This is a genomic window from Lawsonibacter celer (assembly GCF_014281125.1).
GTDB classification, from domain to species: Bacteria; Bacillota; Clostridia; order Oscillospirales; family Oscillospiraceae; genus Lawsonibacter_B; species Lawsonibacter_B celer.
This window is the reverse complement of record NZ_JACOEA010000001.1, coordinates 964,041-978,782: the sequence shown is the minus strand read 5'-3', so window position 1 is coordinate 978,782 and position 14,742 is coordinate 964,041. Positions and strand designations below refer to the sequence as shown.

Genomic DNA, 14,742 nt, shown 5'->3' with positions numbered 1-14,742 from the left:
CCCGCCTGCCAGCACTCGTACACGTCCTCCGCGATCTCCGCCGGCGTCATCGGCACGTTCGGGTTGTTCTCCTTCTTCGGCCACGCACCTGTCGTCGCTATCGTGATGATTCTTTTGTTCTTCAGTTCGCTCATGTAAACACAGCCCTTCCATTTTAAAATTTGCTTTCAGAGAGCGGTGCTGCCTCAGGCCGGGACAGAGCGAGCCGGACACAGAGTGTGTAGGATATCTTGTCCAGGCAAAAGTGTCCACTTTCCCGAAAAAATGTACGGATTTCAGTACTTTGAAGCCTTCTTGCAGCAACATAAGTGTAGCAGATTGCGCAGAGAAATACAAGAGTGTTTTCGGGAAAATCCGTCTTTGTAGGGGAGAGCGAAGGAAGTTTTTCCATTGCCGAGGTTGCAACCGACGGGGAGGTAAGGTATACTAAGAGCACAACAGATCTGATTCTGTACCTCTCAGCCGGAAGGGCGAAACGAAGGGAAAAAGGGTGGTAAAATGGAACAGAAAAAAGCGCAGGAATTGGCGGTAACGGCAGCGCGGGCCCGCCTGCTGGCCATGGATATGGTACACCGGGCGGCCTCCGGGCACATCGGCGGGTCCTTGTCCGCCATGGATATTCTGACCGTGCTGTATTTTGATGTGATGCGGGTGGATCCGGCCAGGCCCGATGATCCGGAGCGGGACCGCTTTGTGCTCTCCAAGGGGCACTGCACGCCCGCGCTCTATCCCACGCTGGCCCTGCGGGGCTATTTCCCCCAGGAGGAGCTGACGCTGTTCCGCTCCGTGGACGGGCACATGTCCGGCCACGCGGAGATGCGCTTTGTGCGGGGGGTGGATATGTCTACCGGAAGCCTGGGGCAGGGCGTCTCGTCCGCGGTAGGCATGGCCCTGGCGGGGAAGATGGACCGGAAGAGCTACCGGGTCTACACCCTTCTGGGGGACGGCGAGATTGAGGAGGGCCAGGTGTGGGAAGCCGCCATGTCCGCGGCAAAATACCATCTGGATAATCTGTGCGCCATTGTGGACGTCAACGGCCTGCAGATTGACGGCGCCACCGCCGATGTGATGCCCTCCGAGCCTCTGGATGAGAAGTTTGCGGCCTTTGGCTGGAATGTGGTCAAGGCGGATGGGCACAACTATGCTGCGCTGGAGGAGGCCTTTGCCGCCGCCGCGGCCTGCAAAGGCAAGCCCACAGTGGTGCTGGCCAAGACGGTCAAGGGCAAGGGCGTGTCCTTTATGGAGAACCAGGCGGGCTGGCACGGCAAGGCGCCCAATGACGAGCAGTATGGGCAGGCCCGTGCGGAGCTGGAAGCCAAGCTGGCGGAACTGGAGGGGAAGTAAGCTATGAGTGAAAAAATTGCAACCCGCGCCGCCTACGGTGACGCCATCGTGGAACTGGCGGAGGAATATCCTGAGCTGGTGGTGCTGGACGCGGACTTGTCCAGCGCGACCATGACCAAAAAATTCTCCCAGACCTACCCGGAGCGCTTTTTCAACATGGGCATTGCCGAGTGCAACATGACCGGCGTGGCGGCCGGTCTGGCTGCCTGCGGCAAGAAGCCTTTTACCAATACCTTTGCCATGTTCGCCGCAGGCCGGGCCTTTGAACAGGTGCGCAACTCCATTGCGTATCCCCGGCTGAATGTGAAGGTGGTGGGCTCCCACGGCGGACTGTCCGTGGGAGAGGACGGCGCCACCCACCAGTGCTGTGAGGATTTTGCCACTATGCGCTCCATTCCCGGCATGATGGTGTGCTGCCCCTGTGACGCCAATGAGATGCGCCACGCCGTCAGGGCCCTGCTGGACTACGACGGCCCTGCCTATCTGCGCCTGGGCCGCCTGGCGGTGGAGACCGTGACCGACGCCATCGACGGCTATTCCTTTGAATTGGGCAGGGGGGTTACCCTGAAGGACGGTGCCGACGTGACCATCATCGCCACGGGCATGATGGTGCAGATGGCCCTGAAGGCGGCGGACATCCTCAAGAAGGAGGGTGTGGATGCCCGGATTATCGACATGCACACCATCAAACCCCTGGATGGGGAGCTGGTACTCAAGGCGGCCCTGGAGACCCGCGCCATTGTCACCAGCGAGGAGCACAACGTCATCGGCGGCCTGGGTGAGGCGGTGGCCGGCTTCCTGGGAGAGCACTGCCCAGTGCCCGTGGTGCGCCACGGGGTGAACGACCTGTTCGGCCGCTCCGGAAAGGCGCCCCTGGTGCTGGAGGCCTACGGCCTCTCGCCCGAGGGAATCGCCGATAAGGCCCGCCAGGCCCTGAAGCTGAAGAAATAAACGGGCCGGCTCCGGAATCTCCGGCCCATTGCACCGGAGCGGAACAAGACCCTGCCGGGCGGCGGGAAGCGCCCGCGCAGGTGCGCGGAACAAAGACGAGACATCCTCCGGTCAGCAAGAGGACCGGAGGATGTTTTGTTTTGCGATTTCGTGCTTTTTATCCGCACTTTTGCCGCTGACTTTGCTGATATGCACAATTTTTTTGTATTTCGGACAGGGACGGTTGACAGGACAGCCCGGGAGTGGTAAGATACGACCAAAATTGAATCGCTTAGATAGAGGAGCGAAGCTCATGAGTACCGTCCGGTAAAGGCAGGCAGCTGCCGGCGGGAAAGGGGCGCTTCGCCGAAGTTCCGGAGCGCTGCCTGGCGCTCCGGCGCTGGGCCGGCAGAGAAGATCTGCCGGACTGTCACAACATTTTGTGAAGCGCTATCAATGGCTGTTGGAATACGCCCCATTCGGGCGCCTTTCTGCATACTCCATGGACCGCTTGACAAAGCGGTCCAGTTTTTTTCCCCAGGCGCGGGGACAGACGCGCAAAAAAATTGGAAAGGTGATTGAAATGAAAAAGTTCCTCAGTATGCTCCTGGCCGCGGCCATGCTCCTGGCGCTGGCCGCCTGCGGCAGCTCCGGCAATTCCGGCGCCGCCAACACTCCGGCCCCGGCGGGCAGCTCCGCCCCCGTGGAGCCCACCGATTCGGCCGAGCCCGGCGCCGACTTCACCGGCGTGGAGGACGGCGTGCTCACCGTAGGCATGGAGTGCGCTTACGCTCCCTATAACTGGACTCAGATGGACGATTCCAACGGAGCGGTGCCCATCTCCAATGTACCCGGCTCCTATGCCAACGGCTATGACGTGATGATCGCCAAGAAGATCTGCGAGGCCAACGGCTGGGAACTGGAGATCGTCTCCTCCGCGTGGGATTCCCTGTGCCCGGCGATTCAGTCCAAGACCATGGACGCCAACATCGCCGGCCAGTCCATGACCGCTGACCGTATGGCTGAGGTGGATATGGCCGGTCCCTATTACTACGCCACCATCGTCTGCGTGACCACCAAGGACAGCCCCTATGCCGCCGCCGCCTCCATTGCCGATCTGGCCGGCGGCAAGTGCACCGCCCAATCCGGCACCATCTGGTATGACTCCTGCCTGCCCCAGATCGAGAACGCCCAGCTACTGGCACCCGCGGAGACCGCCCCTGCCATGATTATGCAGCTGCAGACCGGCAGCGTGGACTTCATCTGCACCGATATGCCCACTGCCATGGGCGCAGTGGCCAAGGACGACAATCTGGTGATCCTGGACTTCTCCGGTACGGATGGGGACTTCCAGTTTGCCTCTGAGGAGGAGCGTGCGGAGAACGTGAACATCGGCATCTCCGTGCTCAAGGGCAACACGGTCCTGAAGGATGCCATTGACAGCGTTTTGTCCACCATGACCGAGGACGACTTCAACGCGCTCATGGACGAGGCCATTTCTATCCAGCCTGAGATCTGAATCCGCCTGCGGCGTTATAGCAAGCGGTACGCCCTCCGGTCCCGGTCCGGGACCGGAGGCTGCCGCGTCTTGAGAGAAAGGAGCGTGCCCCCATGGACAAGCTGGTCAAGCTGTGCCAGGATGTGAGCCTGCTGTGGAGCAAATACTGGCCCATGTATATGAACGGGGTAAAGAACACTCTGGTTCTGGCTCTGGTAGCCACCGCCATCGGCTGTATCATCGGCCTGATCTGTGGCATTCTGAACACCATCCCTTACACCAGGAACGACCCTCTGCCCAAGCGCTTTGTGCTCAAGCTGGTGCGGGTCATCGTCCGGATTTATGTGGAGGTGTTCCGGGGAACCCCCATGGTGCTGCAGGCGGTGTTCATCGTCTACGGCCTACCCTACTTCACAGACAATGCCCTGCGCTTTGACAACACCTGGGTGGCCGCCATCCTAATTGTGTCCATCAACACGGGCGCCTATATGGCCGAGTCTGTCCGGGGCGGCATCATTTCCATCGACCCCGGACAGACCGAGGGAGCCAAGGCCATCGGCATGAACCATGTTCAGACCATGACCAGCGTCATCCTGCCCCAGGCCCTGCGCAACATCATGCCCCAGATCGGCAATAACTTCATCATCAACGTGAAGGACACCTCGGTGATGTTCATCATCAGCTTTACCGAGTTCTTTGCGGCCCACCGGTATATCGTGGGTGTGAACAACATGTACTTCCCCTCCGCCGCAATTGAGATGATCGGCTATCTGTGCATGACCCTGACTGCCTCCATTATTCTGCGGCTGGTGGAGAAACTCATGGACGGCTCAGACAACTACGAGTTGGTACAAGCCGACGCCCTCACTATGACGGCGGGTACCTACACCCGCAGGGCAGGGGGCACCCCCAATGCCGCGCTGGAGGAGGAGCGGCGCTCCCGTCTGCGCCAGGCCCTGAAAAACCGGAATGGCAGCACGAGAGGAGACCGCTGATATGGGTGAAATAATTTTACAGGTCAACCATCTCTCCAAATCCTTCGGCAGCCATGAGGTGCTGCGGGACATCGACTTCACCGTGAAGAAGGGAGACGTGACCAGCATCATCGGCGCCTCCGGCTCGGGCAAATCCACCCTGCTGCGGTGCATCAACCTGCTGGAGATCCCCTCTGGCGGCGAGGTGATCTTCCACGGGGAGAACGTGGCCGGGCGGCATATGGACCCCTGCGCCTACCGCTCCAAGGTGGGGATGGTGTTCCAGTCCTTCAATCTGTTCAGCAATATGACTGTGCTGGAAAATTGCATGGTAGGACAGACCAAGGTGCTCAAGAAGAGCTATGGGACGGCCCGGGAAAACGCCATGAAGTATCTGGAGCGGGTGGGCATGGCGCCCTACATCAACGCCAAGCCCCGTCAACTCTCCGGCGGCCAGAAGCAGCGGGTGGCCATCGCCCGGGCGCTGGCCATGGAGCCGGAGGTGCTGCTCTTTGACGAGCCCACCTCCGCCCTGGACCCGGAGATGGTGGGGGAGGTGCTGGAGGTCATGCGGGGCCTGGCCGCCGACGGCATGACCATGCTGGTGGTCACCCATGAGATGGCCTTTGCCAAAGATGTGTCCAACCACGTGGTCTTTATGGCCGGCGGCGTCATCTGTGAGCAGGGCTCCCCGGCGGATGTATTTGGGAATCCCCAGCGGCAGGAGACGAAGGATTTCCTTGCCCGCTTCCGCAACAATTGAGCAGAAATTAGACATCCCGGGCGCCGCGGCGCCCGGGATGTTCTGCGTTTTTCGCGCGGTTTATCCGTCCCGCAGGGGCATCAGGTCACGGGCGGGCAGCTCCACCCAAAGGGCCTCGGGATGACCCAGGGCCGCCCATTCGGCCTTAGGCAGCTCCATACGCAGCAGGGAGAGTTCCCCCGAACTGCCCGGGGCGGCAAGCATTACCGTGGTGGAGAAGAGTTCCTCCACCACCCGCACAACCCGACACTCCAGACGGTTTTCACCGGGGCCGTCCGCCGGACGCAGGAAATGGGCCCGGATGCCCACCCAGGCCGTCTCCGCCACGGGCGGCGCGGGCAGGGAGAGGGAGAGCCCCCAGTCCACGGCCTCCAGCCGGCCGTCGGGCAGAAGGCGCGCCCGGGAGAAATTCTTGCACCCGGACAGGCGGCAGGCGGACAGGGTAAAGGGCGCGTCGAAGAGGGCGGAGACCGGCTGCACGGGCTGGGATTTCCCATCGGAGAGCACGCACACCTCCCGGCATTGGCGGTACACCTCGTCCCGGCTGTGGGTAACGAAGAGCACCGGCCCGGAGAACGCCTCCAGCCGTTCCATCAGCTCCAGCTCCACCTGCCACTTCAGATAGCTGTCCAGGGCGGAAAAGGGCTCGTCCAGCAGCAGGGCCTCCGGCTGGCTGGCCAGGATGCGGGCCAGGGCCACCCGCTGCTGCTGCCCGCCGGAGAGCTGCCGGGGATATTTGCCCAGGCACTCCTCCAGATGGAAGGCGGCCGTCATCTGCGCTACCGCCGCCGGACGGGCGGCGCGATCCCGCACCCCGGCGGCAATATTTTGCTCCACCGTCATGTTGGGGAACAGGGCATAGTTCTGGAATAGATAGCCCACATGCCGCCGCTGAGGGGGCAGATTGACCCGCTTTTTCCGGTCGAAGAGCACCCGGCCGTCCAGCTCGATGTGTCCCGCGTCCGGGCTCTCCACTCCGGCAATGCATTTGAGCGTAAGACTCTTGCCGCAGCCAGAGGCCCCCAGCACACCGGTGACCCCGTCCCGGGCCTCAAAGCCCACCTCCAGTCGGAAGGGGCCCAGGTCCTTTTGAATCTCTACCAGCAGGCTCATCCGTCCACCTACCTTTCCGCTGCCGGGCGACGGGGCCGCCGGTCCCGCCGCTCCAGCATGTTGACCGCCAGCAGCACCACGGCGGAGATGGCCAGGTTGACCAGCACCCAGCGCATGGCGCCCCCGTCGTCTCCAGTGCGCCAGAGCTGGTACACCGTAGTGGAGATGGTGGCCGTTTTGCCTGGGGTGTAGCCCGCAATCATGGCGGTGGCGCCGTATTCTCCCAGGGCGCGGGCAAAGGAGAGCACGGCGCCGGCCAGAATGCCCTGGCGACAGCAGGGCATCTGCACCCGCCAGAAGACCCAGGCGTTGGACCGGCCCAGCGTCCGGGCGGCATAGGCCAGGTTGACGTCAAAGCTCTCAAAAGCCCCCCGGGCGGTGCGGTACATCAGGGGAAAGGCCACCACCGCGGAGGCAAAGATGGCGGCGTACCACACCATGGTCAGCCGCAGGGAAAAGGTCTCCAGAAACCACAGGCCGATGGGCCGCTTCGGCCCCAGAAGCCGCAGCAGGAAGTACCCCACCACGGTGGGGGGGAGCACCAGAGGCAGGGTCAGCACCACATCCAGCACGCCCTTCACCAGCCTGGGCATTCTGACCACATAATAGGCGGCTAGAATGCCCAGGAAAAAGATAAGCGCCGTGGACACGGCGGCGATGCGCAGGGAGTTGAAGAGGGGATACCAGTCCAAGGAAGATCACCTTCGTCTTTCTCAAAAAGCCGGCGCGGAGGGGGCGTGCCCCCTCCGCGCCGACCGTGGATCACTGGATGACGGTGAAGCCCACGCCCTCCAGCACGGAAACCGCGCCGGCGTCGGTGTGCAGGTACTCCAGGAAGGCCTGAGCGGCTGCCTGGGCGCCCTCGCTGCCACTCTTCATCACAGCGGCGGGGTAGATGACTTGCCCGCACAGGTCGGCCGTGGCCTGGTCCACCACGGTGAGCGCGTAGGTAAAGGCGTCGGTGGCGTAAATAATGCCGCAGTCCACCGCGCCCTCCTTGACCTGGTTGGCCACCTCGGTGACGTTGGAGGCGTAGGTCACCTTGCCGTCTGCCTCCAGCTGGGCGATATCAATGCCGAGGCTCTCCAGAATCTGCAGGGAGTAGGAGCCAACCGGCACGTCCTCATTGCCGATGCACAGGAGGGAGAGCTTGTCCGTGGCCAGATCGGAGAAGGAGGAAATACCGGCGGGATTGTCGTCCGGAACGGCCAGGACCACCTTGTTTTCCACCAGGTTGATGCGGGTGTCCGGGTACACCAGATCCGTGCCGTCGGCGTTCTTGCCGGAGGTGTCCGCCGCGTCCAGCTCATTCATCTGGGACTGCCCGGCGGAGAGGAAGAGGTCACACACCGCACCCTCCTTGATCTGGGTGCGCAGGGTGCCGGAGGAGTCAAAATTGAAGGTCAGGGTCACCCAGGGGGCCACGGTCTTGTACTGCTGGGCGACCTGCGTGAGGGTGGCCTCTAAGGAGGCGGCGGCAAAGACCACCACTTCCACCGGATCGGCCTGGGGTTGAGCGCTTTGGGTAGCGGGTACGGGGGAGGGGGTGCTGGCCGTGCCGGAGTCGCCGCCGCTTCCGCAGGCGGAGAGGCCCAGGACTAAGGCGAGGGCCAGGGTCAGAGATACCAGTTTTTTCATGTGTGTTTCTCCTTTCCAAATGGGAGGTCGCGCTGTTTCCGGCGCGGCCCATTGGCCTGCCGCCGTAGCGGATGCCGTAGGCGGACAGGCTCGAAGAATGGGATTTAAATTAACGGGCGCAGTTGCCCGCTGTCCCTTTGAGGAGCTCCAGGCCGTGGTCCAGGACAGGCAGAATGTATTCCAGACATTCGCGCACCGCCTTGGGGCTGCCCGGCAGGTTGACGATCAGCGCTTTTTTCCGGATCCCCGCCTCCGCGCGGCTGAGCATGGCTCGGGGAGTGATCTGCAGGGAGTGCCAGCGCATGGCCTCGGCGATGCCGGGGGTGGGGCGCTCCACCACCGCCCGGGTGGCCTCCGGGGTCAGGTCGGTGGGGGAGAAGCCGGTGCCCCCGGTGGTTAGGATCAGGTCGGCCAGATCGTTGTCGCACAGTCGGCGCAGCTCACCGGCCAGGGGCTCCACCCCGTCGGGCAGCAGGGCGGTGTGGACCACGGCATAGCCTGCCGCCTCCGCTAGCTCCCGGATGGCCGGGCCGCTTTTGTCCTCCCGGCCTCCGGCATAGCCTGAAGTGCTCAGGGTAATGATGGCGGCTCTCATAGGCGCTCCTCCAAAATGGTCAGCTGGTCCCCTACGGAGATGGTCCCCCCGCGGAGCACTCGGGCGAACACGCCCTCCCGGGGCATGATGCAGTCTCCCATGACCTGGTAGATCTCGCAGTGGGCGTGGCACTGCTTGCCGATCTGAGTCAGCTCCAGCACCACATCACCGCATTGAAAGCGGGTCCCGATGGGCAGAGCCTTGAAGTCAAAGCCCTCCACCACCAGGTTTTCCCCGAAGGCCCCGTGGTCCACCGCGGCCCCCCGGGCCCGGAAGGCCTCCACCTGCTCATGGGAGAGCAGGGAGACCTGCCGGTGCCATTTGCCCGCGTGGGCGTCTCCCTCAATGCCCCAGTCCGCCACAAAGCGGGCGGAACCCACGTTCTGCTTCTGCGTCCCCTTCTGCTGGCTGACGCAGACGGCGATTACCTTTCCCATGGCTTCAGCCTCCGATCTGGTTCATATTGCGCCCCTCGTCTGACGGGGTGGGGCCGGTCCCGAAGTGGTGGGCCGCCGGTTTGGCCCGGATGGCGGCCGCCATGGCGGAGCGGATGGCGTCATCGCCCGCCCCGGCGCGCAGCAGGGCGCGCAGGTCGGCCCCGTCGCCGTATTGCAGGCAGGTCTTGAAAAAGCCCCCGGCGGTGAGGCGCACCCGGTTGCACCCGGCGCAGAAGGGGTGGCTCATGGCGCTGATGAAGCCCACCCGGCCGGTAAAGCCATCAAAGCGCACATACCGGCCCGGCCCGCCCCCGGGAGATGGGGGGCACAGAGCGGCGGGGCCAAAGGCCCCCTCCAGGGCAGCGAGCACCGTCCCCTGGGCGGCGCCGGACAGACCGGCCCCCAGGCCGATGGGCATCAGCTCGATAAAGCGCACGTCCACCCGCCATGTCCGGGCCAGACGGGCTAGGGGGACCCACTGGTCTGTGTTGTCCCCGGTGGGGACGCAGTTGACTTTGACGGTCAGTCCAGGCGCGGCCAGGGCGGCCTCCAGTCCCGCCAGGGCGGCGGGAAGCTCGTCCCGCCGGGTAATGGCGGCGTACCGCGCCCGGTCCAGGGCGTCCAAGCTAATATTCACCCCGTCCAGCCTCGCCTCCAGCAGGGCGGGGAGCTGTTTCTCCAGCAGCACCCCGTTGGTGGTCAGGCCCAGCCACTGGATGCCGGGGATCGCCTTGATGCCGGCGGCCAGGCCGCTCAGCCCCCGGCGCACCAGGGGCTCCCCGCCGGTGAGCCGCACCCGCCGCACCCCCAGGGAGGCGGCCAGCTCCACCAGGCGCAGGATCTCCTCATAGGAGAGGATCTCATGGTGGTCTACCCACTTCACGCCCTGTTCCGGCATGCAGTATGCGCAGCGCAGATTGCACCGATCGGTGACCGAGATGCGCAGATAGTCGATGGACCGCCCGCAGCCGTCCAGCATAGGCTCACCTCCTTAAAAGGTTGACATAATCCAAAAGAAGGCCTGCCGCGCCAGCCGCGTCCCCCAGGGGCAGGCGGGGCACGCCGGGCAGTCCGATGGGCAGGTCGGTGACTAGGGCCAGCAGGGTGGCCGGATTACAGACCGGCCGGCTGGAATTGCCCGCCCGCACCAGCTCCAGCTTGGGCCAGGGGGAGTGCTTGAAGCCCTCCAGCAGAATCAGGTCGGTGCCGGGGAACTGGGCGGCCAGGATGGTCTCGTCCGCCGCCTCCCGCTTCACCACCTTGCACTTCTCTCCGTCGAAGATCGCGGTTCCCCAGGCGCCGGCGGCCAGGAAGCGGCTGGTGTCCGTGCCCGGGATGTCAGGGAGAAAGGCGTGCCCGTCGTGCTTGATGACCGCCACCTTTAGCCCTGCGGCGGCCAGATGGGGGAGCATCCCCTCGATGAGGGTGGTCTTGCCCGAGTTCTTCACCCCGCTGACGGCCACCAGTACAGGCCCTTCAGCCACGGTGGAACACCCCCGACTTGCCGCCTTCCTTGTGGACCAGATGGATGCCGGTGAGTTCCATGGTCTTGTCCAGGGCCTTGCACATGTCGTAGACGGTCAGCAGAGCGGCGCTCACCCCGGTGAGGGCCTCCATCTCCACCCCGGTCTTGCCCGAGAGCTTGACCGTGCACCGGGCACGGACGGCGCAGTCCTCTTCCAGAAGCTCGAAATCCACGGACACGTGGGTCAGCATCAGGGGATGGCATAGGGGGATGAGCTCGCTGGTGCGCTTGGCGGCCATAATGCCCGCCACACGGGCCACCCCCAGCACGTCGCCCTTGGACGTGGCGCCCGATGCAATAGCCTCCAGCACCGGGCGGGAGACCCGGATGGTCCCCTCGGCCACCGCAGTGCGCAGGGTGGGGGCCTTGGCGGTCACGTCCACCATCACAGCGTTGCCCGCAGCGTCAAAATGATTCAGCTTCCCTTCCATGGGGAGACCTCCTTAAAGCTTACAGTAGTAAAATGTCCACGGCTTGGCCCGCCGCCAGGGGACCGCTGTCCGCCGGGACATCTACCAGGCAGCTGCAGCCCACCAGGGAGGCCAGCTGCCCGGAGGAATGTCCCTCCGGCAGAGCAACCCGGCCGTCCTGATACCGCCCCCGTACAAAGCGGCGGAGGGGGCCGGACTTGGGGAAGGGAGTGTCCAGCACGGCCCGCAGGCGGCGAGGGAGCAGGTGAGGCTCCCCGGACAGGGCGGAGAGCAGGGGGCGGCCCAGCAGCTCAAAGGTGGCCGCTGCGGCAAAGGGGTTGCCCGACAGGGAGAGGATCGGTTTACCATAATATTTAGAAAACAGAGCGGGAGAGCCGGGCTTGAGAGCCACCCGCCAGAACACCCGCTCCGCCCCCAGCAGGGGCAGGGCCTGGTGCAGGATGTCTCGTTCCCCCACGGACACGCCGCCGGTGGTAAAGAGCACGTCGTGGTTTTCCAGCAGCCGGGCCATGGCGGCCGCCGCCCGGGCCGGGTCATCCCCCACGCGCTCTGCGGTCGCCGGGCCGAAGCCCAGCTCCCCCAGGCGGGCGGAGAGCAGAAGGCCGTTGGCGTCGTAGATCTTCCCGGCTGGCAGGGGCCGGGTCCCGGGAGGCACCACCTCGTCCCCGGTGCACAGCAGGGCAACGGAGGGCCGCCGCCGCACCGGGACGGCGGAGAAGCCGGCGCTGGCCAGCAGTCCCACAGCCGCTCCGTCCAGCCGTATCCCGGCGGGGAGCAGGGCGGCCCCGGCGGCAAAATCCTCACCGCGATTCACATAATTCTGAAATGGAGAGAGGGATGCAAAGACGGAGACAACCGGGCAACCCCGGTCCGTGTCCTCCTGCCGCACCACACAGTCGCACCCCGGGGGCAGCATGGCTCCGGTGGTCACCCGTACCGCCTCACCTGGCCCCAGAGCGCGGGCGGCAGGCTCCCCGGCGTATACCGTGTCCGCCACCCTCAGGCGGGCCGGGTGCTCCCGGGAGGCCCCGGCGGTATCGGCGGCGCGGATGGCATAGCCGTCCAGGGGGGAGCGGTCAAAGGGGGGCTGGTCCATGGGTGCGGTCAGTTCCTCCGCCAGGGTGCGGCCCAGCGCCTCCCCCAAGGGCAGGCGCTGAATCCCCAGGGGGGAGCGGCCCTCACGGAGCAGTTCCACTGCCTGCTCCAGCGGGATACCGGTCACCATACTCTCACACCCCTTTGCCGAAGGGGCAGATGGGGTAATGGCACTCCGCGCAGCCCAGGCAGAGCCCTCCGTGGCCCATGCCCTTCACATCGGCGCGGCTGATCCGCACCCCGGCGGCAATGCGGGGGAGCGCCAGGTCGAAGATGGTGGCCTTGGCGTACATGACGCAGCCGGGCAGGCCCAGAATGGGGGTGCCGTTTTCAAAATAGCCCAGCAGGAACATGGCTCCCGGCAGCACCGGCGCGCCGTAACTCACGATCTCCGCCCCTGTGTCCCGGATGGCGCCGGGGGTGCGGTCGTCCGGGTCCACGCTCATGCCGCCGGTGCAAAGGATCAGATCCAGGCCCCTGTCCCGGTAGTCCAGAGCGGCTGTGGTGATGGCCCCCCGGTCGTCCCCGGGCAGGCAGCGCTCCACCACCTCAATGCCGTAGGCGGCCAGCTTTTGGATGATGACCGGGGTGAAGGCATCCTCGATCAGGCCGCCGGCCACCTCGCCGCCTGTGGTGATGAGCCCGCAGGTTTTGAGCTTCCACGGGGTCAGGGAGAGCAGGGGCTCCGGCCCCACCTGGGCCTCCGCTGCGGCCAGCCGGGCTTCCTCGATGACCAGGGGGATGATGCGGGTGCCCGCCAGCTTGTCCCCCTTCCGCACCGCGGTGTTGGTGTGCCGGGTGGCGATCATCAGCTGGTCGTCGTCATTGACCGCGTTGAGCCGGTCCACATCCACCCGGAACAGCCCGTCGCAGTCGGCGATCAGCTCGATCTTCCCCTCTTTGACCTCCGTTGGGTGCATGTGCGCCCCCTGGCAGAGGGCCCGCAGGCGCTCCGCCGCCTCGTCCTCGTGGAGCATGCCGGGAAGGCGCTCCCACACGTAGAGGTGTTCCTTGCCCATGGAGAGCAGCACGGGGATGTCCTCAGGGGCGACCACATGCCCTTTGCGGAAGCGGGCGTCCTTGGTGACACCGGGGATGATCTGGGTCAGATCGTGGCAGAGCACGTGCCCCACCGCCTGTCGGGTGTCGATGAGCTTCATGGACAAGACCTCCTAAAAAGACAGGAGCGCCGCCCGAACGCGGCGCTCCCGCTGTACAAAAGGGCAAAATACCCCCATGGCGAAAGCAGCCCCTTTTCAAAACGGAAGGTCGGCCTGTTTCCGGGCCGGCCCTGGCGGGGCGTCATAGGCAAAGCCCTTAGACGGCGCCGCTCGGAGCAATCTGTTGTTAAACCAAGCATACCATGCCTGGAAGGGAATTGCAATGGCCGGGCCGCTTTTAAAAGGGCAAAAGGTATGATAAAATAGAAAAAAAGGGGGGAGAATCATGGAAATGCTGCGGGGACGCTTCGCCCCCAGCCCCAGCGGGCGGATGCACCTGGGCAATCTGTTCTCCGCGCTGCTGGCCTGGCTGTCCGTGCGCGCGGCCGGGGGAACGCTGGTGCTGCGTATCGAGGACCTGGATCCGGACCGCTGCCGGGGGGAGTACGCCGACGCTCTGATGGACGACCTGCGCTGGCTGGGCCTGGACTGGGATGAGGGGGACGGCGTGGGCGGCCCTCAAGGCCCCTATCGGCAGAGCAAGCGCACCGAAATCTATGCAGCCGCCTTTGACGCGCTGGAGCACCGGGGGCTGGTCTACCCCTGCTACTGCACACGGGCGGAGCGGCTGGCTGCCTCCGCCCCCCACCGGGGGGACGGGGAGGCGGTCTACGCCGGGAAATGCCGGGATCTGACCCCGGCCCAACGGGAGGAGCGCGCCCGCACCCGCCGCCCGGCCTGGCGGCTGATGGTCCCGGACCGGGAAATCGCCTTTACGGACGGCCTGCAGGGGGCATATGTGGAAAACCTGCTCCGGGACTGTGGGGATTTTATCATCCGCCGCTCCGACGGGGTATACGCCTATCAGCTGGCGGTGACGGTGGACGACGGGGCTATGGGGATCACCCAGGTGGTGCGCGGGCGGGATCTGCTCTTCTCCACGCCCAGGCAGCTGTATCTTTACCAGCTGCTGGGCCTGACGCCGCCGGAGTTTTACCACGTGCCACTGCTGCTTGCCCCGGACGGGAGGCGGTTGTCCAAACGGGAGCACGACCTGGACATGGGGGCCCTGCGGGCGCGCTTTTCTCCGGAGGCGCTGCTGGGGTGGCTGGCCGCCCTGGCGGGCCTGGTGGACCATCCGGAGCCGGTGGGTGCGGGGGAACTGGCCAAAGCGTTTTCTTGGGAAAAGGTGCGAAAAGAGGATGTTTTCGTGCCGGAGACCCTGTTAAAAGCCTGAGG

General features: G+C 64.8%; 18 protein-coding genes and 3 riboswitches. Of the genes, 6 read left to right on the top strand and 12 right to left on the bottom strand.

Going from position 1 to position 14,742, the window contains the following annotated elements; genetic code table 11:
- A partial coding sequence (locus tag H9Q75_RS04770; protein ID WP_341480903.1) for a 3-keto-5-aminohexanoate cleavage protein occupies positions 1-134 on the bottom strand: 134 nt, incomplete at its 3' end.
- 364 nt (positions 135-498) lie between these two features.
- Here H9Q75_RS04770 and H9Q75_RS04765 point away from each other — a divergent pair.
- The 5 genes from H9Q75_RS04765 (at position 499) to H9Q75_RS04745 (ending at position 5,509) form a co-directional block, all read left to right on the top strand.
- Complete coding sequence (locus H9Q75_RS04765) at positions 499-1,344, top strand: transketolase (protein WP_186564970.1); 846 nt, start codon at positions 499-501, stop codon at positions 1,342-1,344.
- A 3-nt stretch (positions 1,345-1,347) separates the two neighbouring features.
- On the top strand, positions 1,348-2,295 hold the full coding sequence (locus H9Q75_RS04760; RefSeq protein ID WP_186564969.1) for a transketolase family protein: 948 nt from the start codon (positions 1,348-1,350) through the stop codon (positions 2,293-2,295).
- 268 nt (positions 2,296-2,563) lie between these two features.
- A riboswitch (Lysine riboswitch) is annotated at positions 2,564-2,735 on the top strand.
- Between the two features lie 122 nt (positions 2,736-2,857).
- On the top strand, positions 2,858-3,793 hold the full coding sequence (locus tag H9Q75_RS04755) for a transporter substrate-binding domain-containing protein (protein WP_186564968.1): 936 nt from the start codon (positions 2,858-2,860) through the stop codon (positions 3,791-3,793).
- A 92-nt stretch (positions 3,794-3,885) separates the two neighbouring features.
- The gene (locus H9Q75_RS04750) at positions 3,886-4,767 is read left to right on the top strand and encodes an amino acid ABC transporter permease (protein ID WP_186564967.1); all 882 of its coding nucleotides are present in this window, start codon (positions 3,886-3,888) and stop codon (positions 4,765-4,767) included.
- Position 4,768: 1 nt separating this feature from the next.
- Positions 4,769-5,509, top strand: a complete 741-nt coding sequence (locus H9Q75_RS04745) for an amino acid ABC transporter ATP-binding protein (protein WP_207720742.1) — start codon at positions 4,769-4,771, stop codon at positions 5,507-5,509.
- 60 nt (positions 5,510-5,569) lie between these two features.
- Here H9Q75_RS04745 and H9Q75_RS04740 read toward each other — a convergent pair whose 3' ends face one another.
- The 11 genes from H9Q75_RS04740 to mprA form a co-directional block, all read right to left on the bottom strand.
- Positions 5,570-6,622 carry a sulfate/molybdate ABC transporter ATP-binding protein gene (locus H9Q75_RS04740; RefSeq protein ID WP_186564966.1) on the bottom strand — a complete coding sequence of 351 codons (1,053 nt, stop codon included), beginning with the start codon at positions 6,620-6,622 and terminating at the stop codon, positions 5,570-5,572.
- Between the two features lie 8 nt (positions 6,623-6,630).
- On the bottom strand, positions 6,631-7,314 hold the full coding sequence (modB, locus tag H9Q75_RS04735; protein WP_186564965.1) for a molybdate ABC transporter permease subunit: 684 nt from the start codon (positions 7,312-7,314) through the stop codon (positions 6,631-6,633).
- Positions 7,315-7,384: 70 nt separating this feature from the next.
- Entirely contained in the window at positions 7,385-8,260 is an 876-nt protein-coding gene (gene modA, locus H9Q75_RS04730; protein WP_186564964.1) for a molybdate ABC transporter substrate-binding protein, read from the bottom strand.
- Positions 8,253-8,368: riboswitch (molybdenum cofactor riboswitch) on the bottom strand. (Overlaps the previous gene by 8 nt.)
- 1 nt (position 8,369) lies before the next feature.
- Positions 8,370-8,855, bottom strand: coding sequence for a MogA/MoaB family molybdenum cofactor biosynthesis protein (locus tag H9Q75_RS04725; RefSeq protein WP_186564963.1), 486 nt, complete (start codon positions 8,853-8,855; stop codon positions 8,370-8,372).
- A complete protein-coding gene (locus H9Q75_RS04720) occupies positions 8,852-9,292 on the bottom strand; it encodes an MOSC domain-containing protein (RefSeq protein WP_186564962.1) in 441 nt (146 codons plus the stop codon). Before H9Q75_RS04720 ends, H9Q75_RS04725 begins: the two co-directional genes overlap by 4 nt.
- A gap of 4 nt (positions 9,293-9,296) precedes the next feature.
- On the bottom strand, positions 9,297-10,271 hold the full coding sequence (moaA, locus tag H9Q75_RS04715) for a GTP 3',8-cyclase MoaA (protein WP_186564961.1): 975 nt from the start codon (positions 10,269-10,271) through the stop codon (positions 9,297-9,299).
- A gap of 4 nt (positions 10,272-10,275) precedes the next feature.
- Positions 10,276-10,776: a molybdopterin-guanine dinucleotide biosynthesis protein B gene (gene mobB, locus H9Q75_RS04710; protein WP_186564960.1), complete on the bottom strand. Its 501-nt coding sequence runs from the start codon at positions 10,774-10,776 to the stop codon at positions 10,276-10,278.
- Positions 10,769-11,248: a cyclic pyranopterin monophosphate synthase MoaC gene (gene moaC, locus H9Q75_RS04705; protein WP_186564959.1), complete on the bottom strand. Its 480-nt coding sequence runs from the start codon at positions 11,246-11,248 to the stop codon at positions 10,769-10,771. Before moaC ends, mobB begins: the two co-directional genes overlap by 8 nt.
- A 19-nt stretch (positions 11,249-11,267) precedes the next feature.
- Positions 11,268-12,473: a molybdopterin molybdotransferase MoeA gene (locus H9Q75_RS04700; protein ID WP_207720741.1), complete on the bottom strand. Its 1,206-nt coding sequence runs from the start codon at positions 12,471-12,473 to the stop codon at positions 11,268-11,270.
- Positions 12,474-12,477: 4 nt separating this feature from the next.
- On the bottom strand, positions 12,478-13,503 hold the full coding sequence (locus H9Q75_RS04695) for a molybdopterin-binding protein (protein ID WP_186564958.1): 1,026 nt from the start codon (positions 13,501-13,503) through the stop codon (positions 12,478-12,480).
- Entirely contained in the window at positions 13,500-13,592 is a 93-nt protein-coding gene (mprA, locus tag H9Q75_RS12955) for an MprA protease, GlyGly-CTERM protein-sorting domain-containing form (protein WP_186565037.1), read from the bottom strand. Before mprA ends, H9Q75_RS04695 begins: the two co-directional genes overlap by 4 nt.
- A riboswitch (molybdenum cofactor riboswitch) is annotated at positions 13,577-13,693 on the bottom strand. It overlaps the preceding gene by 16 nt.
- 96 nt (positions 13,694-13,789) lie before the next feature.
- Here mprA and gluQRS point away from each other — a divergent pair.
- Entirely contained in the window at positions 13,790-14,740 is a 951-nt protein-coding gene (gluQRS, locus tag H9Q75_RS04685) for a tRNA glutamyl-Q(34) synthetase GluQRS (protein WP_186564957.1), read from the top strand.
- Positions 14,741-14,742 lie beyond the last annotated feature (2 nt).